A 16,885-nucleotide genomic window follows, 5' to 3' on the forward strand; every position below is an offset into this window, starting at 1 on the left:
GAGGACGCGCTCTCTCGACCGCCGGGCCGCAGCGGACCCGGGACGAAGCACAGCGAACGAGGCGACGCGCGACCGGTGCTCCCGGCGCCCCGCGCGCACCCCACGGAGTCGGAGGAACCCGGTGAAACTGACGATTCTGGGCGGCGGAGGATTCCGCGTACCACTGGTGTACGGGGCGCTCCTGCAGGACCACGCCGAGGGCCGGGTGACACGGGTCGTCCTGCACGATCTGGACGCCGGACGGCTGTCGGCGGTCACGCGGGTCCTCGCCGAGCAGGCGGCCGGCGTCCCCGACGCCCCCGAGGTGAGCTCCACCACCGACCTCGACGAAGCCCTGCGCGGCGCCGACTTCGTGTTCTCCGCGATCCGCGTGGGCGGCCTGGAGGGCCGGGCGAACGACGAGCGCGTGGCCCTGGCCGAGGGTGTCCTCGGCCAGGAGACGGTCGGCGCCGGCGGCATCGCCTACGGCCTGCGCACGGTCCCGGTCGCCGTCGACATCGCCCGCCGGGTGGCCCGGCTCGCGCCCGACGCCTGGGTCATCAACTTCACCAACCCGGCCGGCCTGGTCACCGAGGCCATGTCCCGCCACCTCGGCGACCGCGTCATCGGCATCTGCGACTCCCCGGTCGGCCTCGGCCGCCGTATCGCGCGGGTGCTCGGCGCGAACCCGAAGGAGGCGTTCATCGACTACGTGGGCCTCAACCACCTCGGCTGGGTGCGCGGGCTGCGTGTCGCCGGCCGGGACGAGCTCCCGCGCCTGCTCGCCGACCCCGGCCTGCTCGGCTCCTTCGAGGAGGGCAGGCTCTTCGGCGCGGACTGGCTGCGGTCCCTGGGCGCGATCCCCAACGAGTACCTGCACTACTACTACTTCAACCGCGAGACCGTGCGTGCCTACCAGCGGGCCGAGAAGACCCGCGGCGCCTTCCTGCGGGACCAGCAGGCCCGCTTCTACGCCGAGATGCGCAACCCCGACGCCCCCGCGCTGAAGGTCTGGGACGACACCCGCGCCGAGCGCGAGGCCACCTACATGGCCGAGAACCGCGAGAGCGCGGGCGCCGGCGACCGCGACGAGGACGACCTGTCCGGCGGCTACGAGAAGGTGGCCCTCGCGCTCATGCGGGCCATCGCCCGGGACGAGCGCACCACCCTGATCCTCAACGTCCGCAACCGGCACACGCTGTCGGTCCTGGACGGCGACGCCGTCATCGAGGTGCCCTGCCTCGTCGACGCCAACGGCGCACACCCCGTCACCGTCGACCCGCTGCCCGGCCACGCCACCGGCCTGGTCTGCGCGGTCAAGGCCGTCGAGCGCGAGGTCCTGGCCGCCGCCGGCTCCGGCTCCCGGGCGAGCGCCGTCAAGGCCTTCGCGCTGCACCCGCTGGTGGACTCGGTCACCGTGGCCCGCCGGCTGGTGGAGGGCTACCGCGAGGTCCATCCGGGTCTCGCGTACCTCGCCTGAACGTCGTACGGTAAGCGCTTTCCCGCCCGCTCTCCCCGTTCCCTGGAGACAGTCCCATGCACGACGAAAGCCGCCGGATCGAAGAGCGCGTGCAGCGCCTCCACGACCAGCGCATCAAGCCCGCGGTCTACGCGGCCACCGTCCCCCTCCAGGTCCGGGCCTGGCAGGCCCCGGGCGAGCCGGTGCCCTTCGAGGAGGCGGCCGCGGCGTCCTACGAGCCGTTCGCCATGGGCACCCCGTGGGGCCCGCCCTGGGGCACCACCTGGTTCCGCATGAGCGGACAGGTGCCCGAGGCGTGGGCCGGCCGGCGCGTCGAGGCCGTCATCGACCTCGGCTTCACCGGCGACTGGCCCGGCAACCAGGCCGAGGCCCTCGTCCACCGCACGGACGGCACCCCGCTGAAGGCCGTCAACCCGCTCAACCAGTACGTGGCGATCGCCAACCCGGCGCTCGGCGGGGAGACGGTCGAGTACCTGGTGGAGGCCGCCTCCAACCCGGACATCCTCGCCGACGACTTCGCCAGGCCCACGCCCCTGGGCGACAAGCGCACCGCGGGCGACCAGCCCCTCTACACCTTCCGCAGCGCCGACATCGCCGTCCTCGACGAGGAGGTCTGGCACCTCGACCTCGACGTCCAGGTGCTGCGCGAGCTGATGCTGGAACTCGGCGAGCACGACCCGCGCCGCCACGAGATCGCGCACGCCCTCGACCGGGCGATGGACCTGCTCGACCTCGACGACGTCTCCGGCACCGCCCCCGCCGTGCGCGAGGCGCTGCGTCCGGCGCTGTCCAAGCCCGCGCACGCCAGCGCGCACACGGTCTCCGGCGTCGGCCACGCCCACATCGACTCCGCCTGGCTCTGGCCGATCCGCGAGACCAAGCGCAAGACGTCCCGGACGTTCTCCAACGTCACGTCCCTGGCCGACGAGTACGAGGACTTCGTCTTCGCCTGCTCGCAGGCCCAGCAGTACGAGTGGGTGCGCGACCACTACCCCAAGGTCTGGGCCCGCATCCAGGAGTCCGTCAGGAAGGGCCAGTGGGCCCCGGTCGGCGGCATGTGGGTCGAGTCCGACGGCAACCTGCCCGGCGGCGAGGCGGTCGCCCGCCAGTTCGTCCACGGCAAGCGGTTCTTCATGGACCACTTCGGCATCGAGACCAAGGGCGTGTGGCTGCCGGACTCCTTCGGCTACAACGCGGCCTACCCGCAGATCGCCAAGCTCGCCGGGAACGAGTGGTTCCTCACCCAGAAGATCTCCTGGAACCAGACCAACAAGTTCCCCCACCACACCTTCTGGTGGGAGGGCATCGACGGCACCCGCATCTTCACGCACTTCCCGCCCGTCGACACCTACAACGCCCGCTTCAGCGGCGAGGAGATGTCCCGGGCGGTGCGCAACTACGCCGAGAAGGGCGGCGCCTCCCGCTCCCTGGCCCCCTTCGGCTGGGGCGACGGCGGTGGCGGCCCCACCCGCGAGATCATGGAACGCGCCCGCCGGCTGGCCGACCTGGAGGGCTCGGCGAAGGTCGTCGTCGAACACCCCGACGACTTCTTCGCCAAGGCCCACGCGGAGTACCCGGACGCGCCCGTGTGGGTCGGTGAGCTGTACCTGGAGCTGCACCGCGCGACCTACACCTCCCAGGCCCGCACCAAGCAGGGCAACCGCCGCTCCGAGCACCTCCTGCGCGAGGCCGAGCTGTGGGCGACCACGGCGGCGCTGCACGCACCGGCCTACGCCTACCCGTACGAGAAGCTGGACCGGCTGTGGAAGACGGTGCTGCTCCACCAGTTCCACGACATCCTGCCCGGCTCCTCCATCGCCTGGGTGCACCGCGAGGCCGAAGCCGAGTACGCCCGGGTGGCCGAGGAACTGCGGGCGCTGACCGCCGAGGCGGTGACCGCGCTCGGCGCGGGCGGGCCCCGCGTGTTCAACGCCGGCCCCTGCGACCGCGCCGAGGTGATCCGCGCCGCGGACGGCGCACCGGTGTACGTGGAGGTGCCGGCGAACGGCTCCGCACCGCTCACCGGCACCGAGCCCTCGCAGCCGGTCACGGTGGACGGCCGGACCCTCGACAACGGACTGGTCCGCGTCGAGGTCGCCGAGGACGGCACCCTGGCGTCGGTGTACGACCTGCGCGCCCGCCGCGAGGTCCTCGCCGAGCCGGGCAACCTGCTCCGCCTCCACACCGACCTGCCCAACTACTGGGACGCCTGGGACATCGACAAGCACTACAGGAACCGCTACACGGACCTCCTCGACGCCTCGTCGGTCACCGTCGTCGAGCAGGACCCGCTCCTCGGCGCGATCCGCGTCGAGCGGGACTTCGGCACGGGCTCGAAGATCACCCAGACGATCACCGTCCGCGCCGGCAGCCCCCGCGTCGACATCGAGACCGACCTCGACTGGCACGAGACGGAGAAGATCCTCAAGGCGGCCTTCCCGGTCGACATCCGCGCTCCGCACTCCTCCGCCGAGATCCAGTTCGGCCACATCCAGCGCCCCACCCACACCAACACCAGCTGGGAGGCGGCCCGCTTCGAGGTCTCCGGCCACCGCTGGGTGCACATCGGCGAGCCCGGCTACGGCGTCGCCGTCATCAACGACTCCACCTACGGCCACGACGTCACCCGCACGGTCCGCGAGGACGGGGGCACCACCACCACCGTCCGCCTCAGCCTGGTCCGCGCCCCGCGCATCCCGGACCCCGAGGCCGACCAGGGCCGCCACCGTTTCACCTACGCGCTGCTGCCCGGCGCACGCATCGAGGACGCCGTCGCCGAGGGCTACGCCCTCAACCTGCCGCTCAGGACGGCCGAGGCGGCGGGCGCCCCCGCACCCGTCGTCTCCGTGGACGGCGAGGGCGTCACGGTGGAAGCGGTGAAGCTCGCCGACGACACCTCCGGCGATGTCGTCGTACGGCTCTACGAGTCACGCGGCGGCCGTGCCACCGGCGTCCTGCGCACCGGATTCCCGCTGGCCGGCGCCCGGATCACCGACCTGCTGGAGCGCCCGCTGCAGGACGCGGAGGTCACCGGTGACGGGGTCGCCGTCACCCTGCGGCCCTTCCAGATCCTCACCCTCCGCCTGCGCCGGAGCTGACCCATGGCCATGCAACCGTGGTTCACCGACGCCAAGCTCGGCATCTTCGTCCACTGGGGCGTCTACGCCGTCGACGGCGTCCAGGAGTCCTGGTCGTTCTACGACGGCGTCGTCCCCTACGACCGGTACATGTCCCAGCTCGACCGCTTCACGGCCGCCCGCTACGACCCGCGCGACTGGGCGGAACTCTTCGCGCGGGCCGGCGCGAGGTACGCCGTGCTGACCAGCCGCCACCACGACGGGGTCGCCCTGTGGGACACCGCCCACGGCGACCTCAACGTGGGCCGCGACCTGATCGGCGGTTACGCCGAGGCCCTGCGCGAGCAGGGCCTCAAGGTCGGCCTCTACTACTCCCACTCGGACTGGAGCCACCCCGACTACGCCTCCACCCGCAAGCCCGGCCGCCCGCCGGAGCAGGAGGACAACCGCTACTCGGAGGCCGCCGCCGAGCACGAGGACCTTCAGGCCTGGGAACGCTACCTGGCCTACCGGGACGGCCAGATCCGCGAACTCACCAGCCGCTACCGGCCCGACCTGATGTGGTTCGACGGCGAGTGGGAGCGCAGCGAGGAGCAGTGGCGCATCCCCGAACTCGCGGCCCTCGTCCGCTCCGAGGTGCCGGACGTCGTCTTCAACGCCCGCATGCTCGGCGAGGGCGACTACGCCACCCCCGAGCAGGGCGCCCCCGTCGTCCCGCCGGACGGCCCCTGGGAGCTGTGCCTGACCGTCAACGACTCCTGGGGCCACCAGCACCACGACCACCACCACAAGTCGGTCGATCAGCTGATCCGCTACTTCACCGAGACCATCGGCGGCGGAGGCAACCTGCTGCTCGGCATCGGCCCGCGCGAGGACGGCACGATCACGCCCGAGCAGCGACAGCGCCTCGAAGGCCTCGGCGACTGGATCGCCCGGCACACACAGGCCGTCCACGGCACCGAGCGGGGGCTGCCACCCGGCCACCACTACGGCCCGAGCACCCTCTCCAAGGACCGCCGCACCCTCTACCTGACCCTCTTCGACGCCCCGCGCGCCGAGATCAACGTCCGGGGCCTGCTCAGCCGGGTGCGCCGCGTCTCGGTGCTGGGCAGCGGCACGGAACTGGCCCACGAGGTCACCGGCGGCCTCCACGAGACGCCCGGCGTCCTGTGGATCCGGCCCCCTTCCGCGGCCGACCTCGACCCGCACGCCACCGTGCTGGCCGTCGAACTGGAGGGGGAACTGGAGCTGTACCGCGGCACCGGCCGCTTCTGACGGACGTCCTCCGTGGGCGGGGCGTCATTCCTCCCGCTCCGCCCACGGGTGCCGCGTGCGGCGGTCAGAGCGGCAGTGCCTCGACCGCGGTGGCCTGCGCGGGCGCCCCGACGGAGTCGGCCGGCACCGCGGGCAGCGGCTCCGCAGGGGTCTCCGGACGCTGCTGCGGCAGCGACACCGGCCGCAGCGGACGCGGCCCCGACACCACGGTGTAGTCCTGCCCCAGGAACGGCGGGACCACCTCACCCGGGTCCTCACCCAGCGCCAGCTGCACGGCGGCCCACGGCGCGTTGACACCGCACAGGGACAGCTGGTGCAGGCCGCCCGCCGGGCGGGTGTTGACGTCCATCAGGACCGGCCGGTCCCCGAACATCCGGAACTGGATGTTGGACAGGTGGTGCAGCCCGAAGCCCTCGGCGATCAGGCGGGCCGGGTCCAGCCACTGCTCGTGCAGCGTGAAGCCGCGGCGGCGGCCGTTCTTGGTACGGCCGACGGCCATCCGGACGCGGTTGTCCGTACCGGTCAGGCAGTCCACCGACACCTCGGGCTGCTCCAGGCGCGGCATCACCAGCCAGTCGACCGGCTCCTCGCCCCGCCGCAGCGCCTCCAGCACCAGGTCCAGCGGCACGTACGGGCTCGGGAAGCCGTTCAGCTGCACCATCGAGAACGGCGAGCGCGTGATCACGCGGAAGCCCACGCCGCCCGCCCCGGACGCCGGCTTGAAGCACGCCTTGTGCCCGGCGGCCTCCAACTCCTCGACGGCCGCGACGAGTTCGTCAGCCGAGCGGACCCGCCACCACGGCGGCACGGGCACCCCGATGGCCTGCACCGCCTCGTAGGCGATCACCTTGTCCTGGAAGACGGCCACCGCCTCGGGCGGCGGCGCCAGCACCGCCGTGCCGGCCGCCTCGAACTCGGCGCGGTGGGCCACGATCGCCGACTGGTGCAGCCGGGGCACGAACACGTCGATCCCGCGCCGCGCGCACTGGTCCAGCGCGTACTCGACGTACCCGGCCGGGGACAGGCCCTCGGGTTCGAGCTCCGCCGTGTCGGCCGCGGCCAGCACGGGAGAGTCGGGGTCGCCGTGGGTGGCGTGGATCTCGACGGCCCGGTCGCTGGGATTTCTCCGCAGCTGATCCATGAAGAACACGTTCTCCGCGTACGTGCGGTTGAGCCAGACGCGTACGCGAGAGACCATGCAGGCCGCCTTTCACGGTTCGCGGGCAGGGCGCGGCAGCCCGTGCCCGGGCAGGATGAATGGAGGGACACCAAACCGCCCCTGAGAAAGGGAAGTTTCGAAGCGGTGGTGTTGGGGCAGATCATACGGCTTCGGCGGGCTGTCGCGTGCAACGCGCGTGTTACGGATCGCCGGGCGGTGCTCCCCGGGCCGCCCTTGTCCCCGGCGGGCGAATGTGATCTCGTGGGGGTGGCGTGCGCGAAGCGCGGAGGGGGCGAGAGGTGACGTCGACGGCCGGGGGAGCCGGACAGCTGCTGGCCATCAGCGATCTGCACATCGGCTATCCGGAGAACCGCGCCCTCGTCGAGGAGATGCGGCCCCTCTCGGACGACGACTGGCTGCTCGTCGCCGGTGACGTGGCGGAGACCGTGGCCGACATCCGCTGGACCCTCAAGACGCTCGCGGCCCGCTTCCGCAAGGTCGTCTGGGTGCCGGGCAACCACGAACTGTGGACCCATCCGAGCGACCCGGTCACCCTGCGCGGTGTCGCCCGGTACGAGTATCTGGTCGAGCTGTGCCGGGAACTGGGCGTGATCACACCGGAGGACCCCTACCCGGTCTGGCGGGGCCCCGGCGGCCCGGTGGCCGTCGCCCCGCTGTTCCTGTTGTACGACTACTCGTTCCTGCCGGCCGGGTGCGCGACCAAGGAGCAGGGCCTGGAGTACGCCCAGGGCACCGGGATCGTGTGCACCGACGAGTACCTGCTGCACCCCGATCCGTACCCCAGCCGGGAGGCCTGGTGCTGGGCCCGGGTCGCACAGACCGAGCGCAGGCTCGCCGAGCTGCCCGCGGACCTGCCGGTGATCCCCGTCAACCACTATCCGCTGCACCGGCATCCGATGGACGTCCTGTGGCACCCCGAGTTCGCCATGTGGTGCGGGACGGCCCTGACCGACGACTGGCACCGCAGGTTCCCGGTCCACACGATGGTCTACGGCCATCTGCACATTCCCCGCACCACGTTCCACGAGGACGTGCGCTTCGAGGAGGTCTCGGTGGGCTATCCCCGCGAATGGCGCAAGCGGTCCCGGCCGCCGGGGCGGCTGCGGCGCATCCTGCCGGGGGAGGGCGAGGAGCGGTGATCGAGGAGTTGCTGCCGCAGACCGTGGTCACGGTCGAGGCGTACGGCCACGACGGCCCGGACACCCCGCTGTACCCCGAGGAGGCGGCCCTCGTGGCGCGGGCGGTGCCCAAGCGGCAGCGGGAGTTCGCGGTGGTGCGCTCCTGCGCCCGGCGCGCCATGGAGAAGCTCGGTGTGCCGCCGCAGCCCATCCTGCCCGGGGAGCGCGGTGCCCCCGGCTGGCCGGCCGGGCTGGCCGGCAGCATGACCCACTGCGAGGGCTACTGCGCCGCCGCCCTGGTGCGCGCCGGCGACCTGGCCTCCCTCGGGATCGACGCGGAGACCGACGCGCCGCTGCCGGAGGGGGTTCTGGAGGTGGTGGCCCTGCCGGGCGAGGCGGAGCGGCTGCGCCGGCTCACGGAGCAGCGTCCCGGTGTGCACTGGGACCGGGTGCTGTTCAGCGCGAAGGAGTCCGTCTACAAGGCGTGGTTCCCCCTCACCGGGCGGTGGCTGGACTTCATGGAGGCCGACATCGAGATCGCCCCCGACGGCGGCTTCGCCGCCCGCTTCCTCGTCCCCGGACCACTGCTGGGCGGTCACCGGCTCACCCACTTCGACGGCCGCTGGGCCACGGGCCGGGGCTTGGTGCTGACCGCGGTGAGCGTGCCGCACCCCTGAGCGGTGGACGGGACCCCTGCGGTCGGCGTCGGGGCCCACCGGGCCGGTCGCCCGGGCGTGCCGTGCGACGCGGTGCCTCGCCGCCGGAACCGGCCTCACCCGGAGCCCGATCCCGGGCTCCGGCGCGACACCCGATTCGGGCCGGGCCGGAACCCCGTGCTCCGGCGTCGGGGCCGGGCCGGAACCCCGGTCGCTGGGGGCCGGGCCGGGCCGCGCGTCCCGGTCGGGCCGGAACCCCGGCTTCTGGGGTCCGGGCCGGGCACGAGCTCCGGCCTCGGGCCCCTCGGCTCGACTCGGAGCCCCGTCCCGGCCCCCGGCCCGACTCGGAGCCCCGTCCCGGACCTCCGCTCAAGGGCCCGGTTCCGGGCACCAGCTTTCCAGCAGGCGGAAGAAGGCCTCCTCGTTGCCCGTCAGGCCCGCCCGCTCCAGGGCCTGTTCCGCGTCGGCCAGGACGGCGGGCGGGACGACCGGGGGGCCCGTCCGCGAGTCGAAGGCGGCGCGGACGGTGTGCAGCAGCCGCAGATACGCCTGGACGGCGGTGCGCTCGCGGTCGGTCAGTACGGCGGTGGGCATCGGTCGGCTCTCCCCGTGTCGGCGTCGTCGCTCCCCGCGCCTCGCGGCGCGACGCCCCGCACAACCGGGGCGCACCTCCAGCTTGCCGCCCACCACTGACAATCCTGCCCCGCCGCCTTCCGGTTCGCCCGCTCGGCGCAGGCCGGGACCGCCGGCCGGTCAGCTCTGCGGCCCCCGGTAGCCCAGTGACGCCTCGATCCGTCCCGCCAGGTGATCCCGCTGCGCGGACGCCCGCGCCGCCGAACCCGACAGCCACGTCCGGCACTTGCTGGCGAGCAGCAGACCGAAGCTCTCGGCCTCCTTCTCGTCGTCCAGGTCGAAGCGCGTACGCGCGGCGACCTTCAGCACGGTCGCCTCGAGGTCGGCACCGTCGGCGAGCAGCCGGGCCGCGACGGCCGCGCCCTCGACGTGGTGGGAGCAGTGCCCGGCCTTCATGTGCCACAGCTCGTGCCCCAGGATCACCAACTGGTGGTCGGGGGCGGTGCGTTCCTCGATCACGACGAGGTCCTGCTCGGCCATGTCGAGCCAGAGCCCGCTGGCGGTCCCGGGCGGGAAGGCGGCCGTACGGAAGTGGACGGGACGGCCGCGGCGTCTGCTCATGGCGCCGCACAGGGCGGCGTACAGCTCGTCGGGCCGGGCCGGCGCGGGGAGGGTCAGCTCCGCGACCAGCTCGCCGCACAGACGGCGCATTTCCTTACCGATGCCCACAGTTCTCCCCACGGTCACGACTCGGGCCGCTTGACGCTCTCCAGGAGCATGTCCAGCCACTCGGCGACCTTGTCGCGGTGCTGGTCGGTGGGCAGCTGCGCGGCCCGCCAGGCGATGCCGCGCACGCCGTGGTCCTGCAGCAGCCGCTCCAGTGGGTCGTCCGCCGCCGCGGCCGCCTCCCGCTCCCGGTCGGCGAGCTTCTGCAGCAGCTCCTGCTCGGTGTGCTGGAGGGCGCTCACCAGGGCCTCGGGATCCTCCGCCGTGAGGAAACCGGCGTGCACCCGGAAGAACCGCTGCAGGGCGTCGCAGTGCTCCATGGTGGGACGGCGGTCGCCGTTGATGAGGGCGCCGGCCTGCTGCCGGGACATGCCCGCGCCGTCGGCGATCTCCTGCTGGGTGTACTTTCGGCCGTTGGGCTTGAGCCGGGTGCGGCGCAGCAGGTCCAGGCGCTGCAGGAACCGGGCCTGCACATCGGGTTCACCCGCGGGCCGGCCGCTGAGCAGGGCCTTGACCACCGGCTCCGGGACGCCGGAGGCGACGGACAGCCGGCCGGTGTCGAAGACCTCGGCGTGCGGCACGCCGAGCCGGTCGGCGAGCGCGGTGACACGGGAGACGACGGCCGGCAGCACGGCCGTACGCGTGGCGCCCGGACCCTCGACGAAGCCACCCGTCACCGACGATTCTCCTACGTCTCTCACAGGCTTCTCACAAGCGGATGCCGTGACTTACCCGGCGTGAACTTCCCGGAGCGTAGCCGGTGCCTCGAACTCACATCCAGGTCTCGCCACAACTGTGGCCAATTTCAGCCGTCAACAGGCACGAAATGCCACGATAGTTGACACGCCTCAGCCCGGGGCACCAGGATCGGGACGCCGCGTCAAGGCCGCACAGGCAAGAGGGGTGACCTCCCGATGGCATTTCAGGCAGGAGGGCAGCGGCCGGCACCGCGGCCCGTCCCCGAGACTCCAGAGGCCCAGGCCTACCTGGAAGACTGCGCCGGGCTTCTGGAGGCCGTCTCCTTCCCCTCGCTCGTCGTCGACCACTGCTGGGACGTCGTCCTCACCAACAGTGCCTTCCGGTCACTTTTCGGCGGAGTCGGCCCGCACCCCACGGCCATGCCGGACGTCAACTTCCTGCGGTTCGTGCTCTTCCACCCCGACGCGCCCACGGTGCTCGGCGAGCACGAGGCGAGCTGGTGCCTGCCGATGCTCGCGCACTTCGCGCGGACGGTGGAGAGCCACGGCCCCGACCACGGCCTGCAGGCCGTCCGCCGTGACATCGCGCAGGACCCCATCATGGAGGCGGCCTACCGGCACGGCCTGCCGCACTGGATCCGCGCGGTCGGCGAGGAGGCCGCCGAGATCGACGGCGCCGTCCGGCCGCTGCTGCACCCGGACCCGCGCTGGGGCGCCACCGACTGCCGGGTCGTCGCCGAGACGTCCCGGACGCTGGAGCGACTGGGCTGCACCCGGGTCACGTTCGTCCTGCGCGAGGCCCGGCGCACCGCCTCCCGGGACCGCAGGCCGCGCCGCACCGCCTCTCACCTGAGGGTCGTCCCGGCGGCCGACTGACCGCCCCCCGCGGCGGACAAGAGGGCTCCGCTCTCTTCCCGGCCGGTGTGCTGTGTGACATAGTACTGCCGTGAGCAAGCCGCTGACCTGCGATGTCGTGGTGATCGGCGCCGGAGTGGTCGGCGCCGCCTGCGCTCTGTACGCGGCCCGGGCCGGTCTGGACACCGTCGTGGTCGACCGGGGTCCGGTGGCCGGCGGGACGACCGGCGCGGGGGAGGGGAACCTCCTCGTCTCCGACAAGGAACCCGGCCCCGAACTGGACCTGGCCCTGCTCTCCGCCCGTCTGTGGGCCGAACTGGCCGCGGAAGGACTGGGCGAGGCCGTCGAGTACGAGGCCAAGGGCGGGCTCGTCGTCGCCGGTACCGACGCGGCGCGGGCCGGGCTGGAGGAACTCGCCGCCGGGCAGCGCGAGTGGGGGGTCGAGGCGGTCGCCGTGCCGCCCGACCGGCTGGCCGAGCTGGAGCCGTTCCTGGCGCCCGGCCTCGCAGGCGGCGTGCACTACCCGCAGGACGCCCAGGTGATGCCCGCCCTCGCGGCCGCGCACCTGCTGCGCGCCTCGGGCGCCCGGCTGTGCGCCGGCCGCGAGGTGACCGGGATCCTGCGCGGCACCAGCGGGGCCGTGCGAGGGGTGCGCACCGACCGGGGCGACCTCCACGCCGCCGCGGTCGTCAACGCGGCCGGCACCTGGGGCGGTGCGGTGGCCGCCCGGGCGGGGGTGTCGCTGCCGGTGCTGCCCCGCCGCGGCTTCGTCCTGGTCACCGAGCCGCTGCCGCCCCGCATCCGGCACAAGGTGTACGCCGCCGACTACGTGGCCGACGTCGCCAGCGACGCGGCGGAACTGCAGACCTCCCCGGTGGTGGAGGGCACGCCCGCCGGGCCGGTCCTCATCGGCGCCAGCCGTGAACGGGTCGGCTTCGACCGCTCGCTCTCGCTCCCGGCCCTGCGCGCGCTGGCGGCGGGCGCGACCCGGCTCTTCCCGTTCCTCACCGGGGTGCGGGCCATGCGCGCCTATGCCGGGTTCCGGCCCTACCTGCCCGACCACCTGCCCGCGATCGGCCCGGACCCACGGGTGCCCGGCCTGTTCCACGCCTGCGGCCACGAGGGCGCGGGCATCGGGCTGGCCACCGGCACCGGGCACCTGATCGCCGCGCTGCTGACCGGGCGGGCGCCCGGCCTGGACCCCGGTCCGTTCCGCCCCGACCGCTTCCCCGAGGAGGCCGCGTGAATCCCCTGGAGCTGGTGGAGGCGCGCCCCGGGCCCGCCTTCACGGTCACCTTCGACGGGCGCCCGCTCCGGGCCCTGCCCGGGCAGACGGTCGCCGCCGTGCTGTGGGCCGCGGGCGTCACCTCCTGGCGCACCACGCGCGGCGCGGGCCGGCGGCGCGGGGTGTTCTGCGGCATCGGCGTCTGCTTCGACTGCCTCGTGACCGTCAACGGCCGCCCCAACCAGCGGGCCTGCCTGGTCCCCGCCCGCCCGGGCGACTCGATCACCACGCAGGACGGCACCGGACACGAGGAGGCGCGCCATGCGCACTGACCCTGCTGCGCCGGGCGCCGGAGGCGTGGCCGTGGCCGTGGCCGTGCTGTCCGGCTCCGTCTCGGCCGGGTGTGATCGGGGCGCGGCGGGTTCGGGCCGTGGGGCCGGGAAGGCGGAGGGGCGGGGCGTGCCGGCCGGCTCGGCCGTGCCGGGGGCCCGAGGCGGGGCGGTGGCCGTGGTGCCGGGCTCCGTCTCGGCCGGGTGTGTTCGGGGCGTGGCGGGTTCGGGCCGTGGAGCCGGGAAGGCGGAGGGGCGGGGCGTGCCGGGGGCCCGAGGCGGGGCGGCGGTCGTGGTGCCGGGCTCCGCCCCGGCCGGTCGGGCGTGGCTGTGGCCGGGCGGGCATCGGCCGTGCCCAGGAGGCCGGGCCGGTCGGTTCCGCCGAGGGGTGCGGGGGACGGGAAGGGGCGGGGCATGCGCACCGACCTGGCTGTGATCGGTGCCGGACCGGCCGGGATCGCCGCCGCGCTCGCGGCCCGCGCGCGCGGTGTGCGGGTCACGCTCGTCGACGCCGCGCCCGAGCCGGGCGGCCAGTTCCACCGGCAGCCCGCCGCCGGGCTGGGGGCGCGGCACCCCGAGGCGCTGTACCACCGGTGGCGGACCTGGGAGCGGCTGCGGGACGGACTCGCCGACGGCTCCGTGCGCACCCTGACGGACCACCACGTGTGGTGCGTGGAGCGCACATCGGACGGATTCACCGTGCACGCGCTGCTCGGGCCCGAGCAGGAGGAACCCGCCGAACTGCACGCCCGGTCCGTGCTGCTGGCGACCGGCGGGTACGAGACCGTGCTGCCCTTCCCCGGCTGGACGCTCCCGGGCGTGGTCACCGCCGGGGGAGCGCAGGCCATGCTCAAGGGCGCGCTCGTGGTGCCCGGGCGCCGGGCCGTCGTGGCCGGGTCCGGCCCGCTGCTGCTGCCCGTGGCGACCGGGCTGGCCTCCGCTGGGGTCGAGGTCGCGGCCCTGGTGGAGTCCACCGCCCCCGGACGCCTCGGCCGCCGGGCCCGGGACCTGGCCGGCAAGGTCCCGGAGGGCGCCGGTCACGCCGTCCGGCTGCTGCGCCACCGCGTCCCGGTCCTGGTCCGGCACACCGTGCTCCGCGCCCACGGCGACGACCGGCTCACCGGGGTCACGGTCGCCGCCCTCGGCACCGACGGCCGGGTCCGGCCCGGGACCGAACGGGACCTGGACTGCGACACCCTCGCCGTCGGCCACGGCATGCTCCCGCACACCGACCTCGCGGAGAGCCTCGGCTGCCGTCTCGACGGGCTCGCCGTGGCCGTCGACGACGAGCAGCGCACCGACGTGCCCGGCGTGTGGGCGGCCGGGGAGACCACCGGCATCGGCGGCGCGGCCCTCGCCCTCGCCGAGGGACACATCGCCGGCTGCTCCGCCGCCGCCCGACTGCGCGGCACCGTCCCCGACCCGGCCCCGGCCGCCCTCAAGGCCCGCCGGCAGCTCAGGAGGGCCGCCGCCGCCCTCGACTCCGCCTGCGCGCCGCCCGCGCACTGGACCGAGCAGCTCACCGACGACACCGTTCTCTGCCGCTGCGAGGAGGTCACCGCCGGGGCCGTGCGCGACGCCCTGGACCTCGGGGCGGGCGACGAACGGACGGTGAAACTGCTGACCCGGGCCGGGATGGGCTGGTGCCAGGGTCGGATGTGCTCCACCGCGGTCGCCGCCCTGGCCGGCCGCGCGCCCACCCCGGCCCGGCGGCCGTTCGCCCGCCCCGTACCGCTCGGCGTCCTCGCCCGGCACCACCCCCAGGAAGGACCGTCATGACCGATCACCGCCCCTGGCGCGGCGTCCTCGTCGCCACCGCGCTCCCCCTGCGCGACGACCTGTCCGTCGACCACGACCGGTACGCCGAGCACTGCGCCTGGCTGGTCGGCAACGGCTGCGACGGCGTCGTACCGAACGGCTCCCTCGGCGAGTACCAGGTGCTCACCCCGGAGGAGCGCACCCGGGTCGTCGAGACGGCCGTCGCCGCGGTCGGGGGTGAGCGCGTCATGCCCGGCGTCGCCGCCTACGGCGCGGCCGAGTCCCGGCGCTGGGCCGAACAGGCCGCCGAGGCCGGCTGCCGGGCGGTGATGCTGCTGCCGCCCAACGCCTACCGCGCCGACGAGCGTGCCGTCCTCGGCCACTACGCCGAGGTGGCGAAGGCGGGCCTGCCGGTCGTCGCGTACAACAACCCGATCGACACCAAGGTCGACCTCGTGCCGGAACTGCTCGCCCAACTGCACGGCGAGGGCCTCATCCAGGGCGTGAAGGAGTTCTCCGGCGACGTCCGCCGGGCCTACCGCATCGCCGAACTCGCCCCGGAACTCGACCTGCTGGTCGGGGCCGACGACGTCCTGCTGGAGCTGGCCGTCGCCGGGGCGAAAGGCTGGGTGGCGGGGTATCCCAACGCGCTGCCCCGGGCCTCGGTCGAGCTCTACCGCGCGGCCGTCGCCGGCGACCTCGGCACCGCGCTGCCGCTGTACCGGCAGCTGCACCCGCTGCTGCGGTGGGACTCGCGGGTGGAGTTCGTCCAGGCCATCAAGCTGTCCATGGACCTCGTCGGACGCCACGGCGGCCCGTGCCGCCCGCCCCGGGTGCCGCTCGCGCCCGAGCAGGAGGCCGCCGTCCGGGCCGCCACCGAGAAGGCCGTCGCCGCCGGACTCTCCTAACGAAGGACCGATCATGCGCAGCAGACTCGTCCTGCACGCCGTCGACTCGCACACCGAGGGCATGCCGACCCGGGTGATCACCGGCGGCCTCGGCACCCTGCCCGGCGCCACCATGAACGAGCGGCGGCTGTGGCTTCGCGAACACCGCGACGACGTCAAGCAGTTGCTGATGAACGAGCCGCGCGGCCACTCCGCCATGAGCGGCGCGATCCTGCAGCCGCCGACCCGGCCCGACTGCGACTGGGGCGTCGTCTACATCGAGGTCTCCGGCTATCTGCCGATGTGCGGGCACGGCACCATCGGCGTGGCGACCGTGCTCGTCGAGACCGGCATGGTCGAGGCCGTGGAGCCGGTCACCACCATCCGGCTCGACACCCCGGCGGGCCCGGTCGTCGCCGAGGTGGCCGTCGAGGACGGGGCCGCCAAGGCGGTCACCCTGCGGAACGTGCCCTCCTTCGCCGTCGGCCTCGACCGCGAGGTCACCCTCGCCGACGGCCGGACGGTGACCTACGACCTCGCCTTCGGCGGCAACTTCTACGCCATCCTGCCGCTGGAGCGGTTCGGCCTGCCCTTCGACCGGTCCCGCAAGGACGAGATCCTCGCCGCCGGCCTGTCCCTCATGGCCGCCGTCAACGCAGAGGGCCCGCCGGTCCACCCGGAGGACCCCTCCATCCACGGCCTGCACCACGTCTACCTGGCCGCCCCCGGGTCCACCGCCCGGCACTCCCGGCACGCCATGGCCATCCACCCGGGCTGGTTCGACCGCTCGCCCTGCGGCACCGGCACCAGCGCCCGCATGGCCCAGCTCCACGCGCGCGGCGAACTGCCGCTGCACACCGAGTTCCTGAACGAGTCCTTCATCGGCACCCGATTCACCGGCAGACTGCTCGGCACCACCGAGGTCGCCGGGCATCCGGCCGTCCTGCCCAGCTTCACCGGCCGCGCCTGGATCACGGGAACGGCCCAGTACCTGCTCGACCCCGACGACCCGTTCCCGGCCGGGTTCGTCCTGTAGACCCGGCCCGCCCGTCCACCACGAGAGGAAACC

At 74.1% G+C, this 16,885-nt stretch carries 15 protein-coding genes; 11 read left to right on the forward strand and 4 right to left on the reverse strand.

The window, feature by feature from the left end:
- Positions 1-121 precede the first annotated feature (121 nt).
- From ACPXCS_RS00680 to ACPXCS_RS00690, 3 genes are read left to right on the forward strand one after another with little or no spacing between them, the layout of a single operon-like run.
- Positions 122-1,459, forward strand: coding sequence for a 6-phospho-beta-glucosidase (locus ACPXCS_RS00680; protein ID WP_425945900.1), 1,338 nt, complete (start codon positions 122-124; stop codon positions 1,457-1,459).
- Between the two features lie 56 nt (positions 1,460-1,515).
- Entirely contained in the window at positions 1,516-4,557 is a 3,042-nt protein-coding gene (locus ACPXCS_RS00685; RefSeq protein ID WP_425945901.1) for an alpha-mannosidase, read from the forward strand.
- A 3-nt stretch (positions 4,558-4,560) separates the two neighbouring features.
- Positions 4,561-5,811: an alpha-L-fucosidase gene (locus ACPXCS_RS00690; protein ID WP_425945902.1), complete on the forward strand. Its 1,251-nt coding sequence runs from the start codon at positions 4,561-4,563 to the stop codon at positions 5,809-5,811.
- A gap of 64 nt (positions 5,812-5,875) precedes the next feature.
- On the opposite strand, the gene ACPXCS_RS00695 is transcribed toward ACPXCS_RS00690, so the two are convergent.
- The gene (locus ACPXCS_RS00695; protein ID WP_425945903.1) at positions 5,876-7,009 is read right to left on the reverse strand and encodes an ATP-grasp domain-containing protein; all 1,134 of its coding nucleotides are present in this window, start codon (positions 7,007-7,009) and stop codon (positions 5,876-5,878) included.
- A gap of 260 nt (positions 7,010-7,269) precedes the next feature.
- Here ACPXCS_RS00695 and ACPXCS_RS00700 point away from each other — a divergent pair, with 260 nt between their 5' ends.
- Both ACPXCS_RS00700 and ACPXCS_RS00705 read left to right on the forward strand, forming a co-directional pair.
- The gene (locus ACPXCS_RS00700) at positions 7,270-8,130 is read left to right on the forward strand and encodes a metallophosphoesterase family protein (RefSeq protein WP_425945904.1); all 861 of its coding nucleotides are present in this window, start codon (positions 7,270-7,272) and stop codon (positions 8,128-8,130) included.
- Positions 8,127-8,786, forward strand: coding sequence for a 4'-phosphopantetheinyl transferase family protein (locus ACPXCS_RS00705; protein WP_425945905.1), 660 nt, complete (start codon positions 8,127-8,129; stop codon positions 8,784-8,786). Before ACPXCS_RS00700 ends, ACPXCS_RS00705 begins: the two co-directional genes overlap by 4 nt.
- A gap of 348 nt (positions 8,787-9,134) precedes the next feature.
- Here the strand turns inward: ACPXCS_RS00705 and ACPXCS_RS00710 are convergent, their stop codons facing one another.
- The 3 genes from ACPXCS_RS00710 to ACPXCS_RS00720 all read right to left on the reverse strand — a co-directional run bounded on the left by ACPXCS_RS00710 (position 9,135) and on the right by ACPXCS_RS00720 (position 10,741).
- Positions 9,135-9,359, reverse strand: coding sequence for a hypothetical protein (locus tag ACPXCS_RS00710; protein WP_425945906.1), 225 nt, complete (start codon positions 9,357-9,359; stop codon positions 9,135-9,137).
- A 159-nt stretch (positions 9,360-9,518) separates the two neighbouring features.
- Positions 9,519-10,049, reverse strand: coding sequence for a toxin-antitoxin system, toxin component (locus ACPXCS_RS00715; RefSeq protein WP_425945907.1), 531 nt, complete (start codon positions 10,047-10,049; stop codon positions 9,519-9,521).
- 32 nt (positions 10,050-10,081) lie between these two features.
- Positions 10,082-10,741 (reverse strand): helix-turn-helix domain-containing protein, encoded by a 660-nt coding sequence (locus ACPXCS_RS00720; protein ID WP_094053727.1) that lies wholly within the window; start codon positions 10,739-10,741, stop codon positions 10,082-10,084.
- Positions 10,742-10,978: 237 nt separating this feature from the next.
- Here ACPXCS_RS00720 and ACPXCS_RS00725 point away from each other — a divergent pair, with 237 nt between their 5' ends.
- From ACPXCS_RS00725 to ACPXCS_RS00750, 6 genes are all read left to right on the forward strand, one after another.
- Positions 10,979-11,638: a hypothetical protein gene (locus tag ACPXCS_RS00725; RefSeq protein ID WP_425945908.1), complete on the forward strand. Its 660-nt coding sequence runs from the start codon at positions 10,979-10,981 to the stop codon at positions 11,636-11,638.
- A gap of 70 nt (positions 11,639-11,708) precedes the next feature.
- Positions 11,709-12,863, forward strand: coding sequence for an NAD(P)/FAD-dependent oxidoreductase (locus ACPXCS_RS00730; protein WP_425945909.1), 1,155 nt, complete (start codon positions 11,709-11,711; stop codon positions 12,861-12,863).
- Entirely contained in the window at positions 12,860-13,174 is a 315-nt protein-coding gene (locus tag ACPXCS_RS00735; RefSeq protein WP_425945910.1) for a (2Fe-2S)-binding protein, read from the forward strand. The genes ACPXCS_RS00730 and ACPXCS_RS00735 overlap by 4 nt, the downstream gene beginning before the upstream one ends.
- 411 nt (positions 13,175-13,585) lie before the next feature.
- Positions 13,586-14,950 carry an FAD-dependent oxidoreductase gene (locus ACPXCS_RS00740; protein WP_425945911.1) on the forward strand — a complete coding sequence of 455 codons (1,365 nt, stop codon included), beginning with the start codon at positions 13,586-13,588 and terminating at the stop codon, positions 14,948-14,950.
- Complete coding sequence (locus ACPXCS_RS00745) at positions 14,947-15,837, forward strand: dihydrodipicolinate synthase family protein (RefSeq protein ID WP_425945912.1); 891 nt, start codon at positions 14,947-14,949, stop codon at positions 15,835-15,837. The genes ACPXCS_RS00740 and ACPXCS_RS00745 overlap by 4 nt, the downstream gene beginning before the upstream one ends.
- Positions 15,838-15,850: 13 nt before the next feature.
- Positions 15,851-16,852 (forward strand): proline racemase family protein, encoded by a 1,002-nt coding sequence (locus tag ACPXCS_RS00750; protein WP_425945913.1) that lies wholly within the window; start codon positions 15,851-15,853, stop codon positions 16,850-16,852.
- Positions 16,853-16,885 lie beyond the last annotated feature (33 nt).

Source organism: Streptomyces sp. DT190 (genome assembly GCF_049846985.1).
Lineage (GTDB): Bacteria > Actinomycetota > Actinomycetes > Streptomycetales > Streptomycetaceae > Streptomyces.

Excerpts from the sequence above, each read along its gene's own strand:
- ACPXCS_RS00750 (WP_425945913.1), top strand. The coding sequence starts at position 15,851 with ATGCGCAGCAGACTCGTCCTGCACGCCGTCGACTCGCACACCGAGGGC.
- ACPXCS_RS00715 (WP_425945907.1), bottom strand. The coding sequence starts at position 10,049 with ATGCGCCGTCTGTGCGGCGAGCTGGTCGCGGAGCTGACCCTCCCCGCG.
- ACPXCS_RS00740 (WP_425945911.1), top strand. The coding sequence starts at position 13,586 with ATGCGCACCGACCTGGCTGTGATCGGTGCCGGACCGGCCGGGATCGCC.
- ACPXCS_RS00685 (WP_425945901.1), top strand. The coding sequence starts at position 1,516 with ATGCACGACGAAAGCCGCCGGATCGAAGAGCGCGTGCAGCGCCTCCAC.
- ACPXCS_RS00710 (WP_425945906.1), bottom strand. The coding sequence starts at position 9,359 with ATGCCCACCGCCGTACTGACCGACCGCGAGCGCACCGCCGTCCAGGCG.
- ACPXCS_RS00745 (WP_425945912.1), top strand. The coding sequence starts at position 14,947 with ATGACCGATCACCGCCCCTGGCGCGGCGTCCTCGTCGCCACCGCGCTC.
- ACPXCS_RS00695 (WP_425945903.1), bottom strand. The coding sequence starts at position 7,009 with ATGGTCTCTCGCGTACGCGTCTGGCTCAACCGCACGTACGCGGAGAAC.
- ACPXCS_RS00725 (WP_425945908.1), top strand. The coding sequence starts at position 10,979 with ATGGCATTTCAGGCAGGAGGGCAGCGGCCGGCACCGCGGCCCGTCCCC.
- ACPXCS_RS00690 (WP_425945902.1), top strand. The coding sequence starts at position 4,561 with ATGGCCATGCAACCGTGGTTCACCGACGCCAAGCTCGGCATCTTCGTC.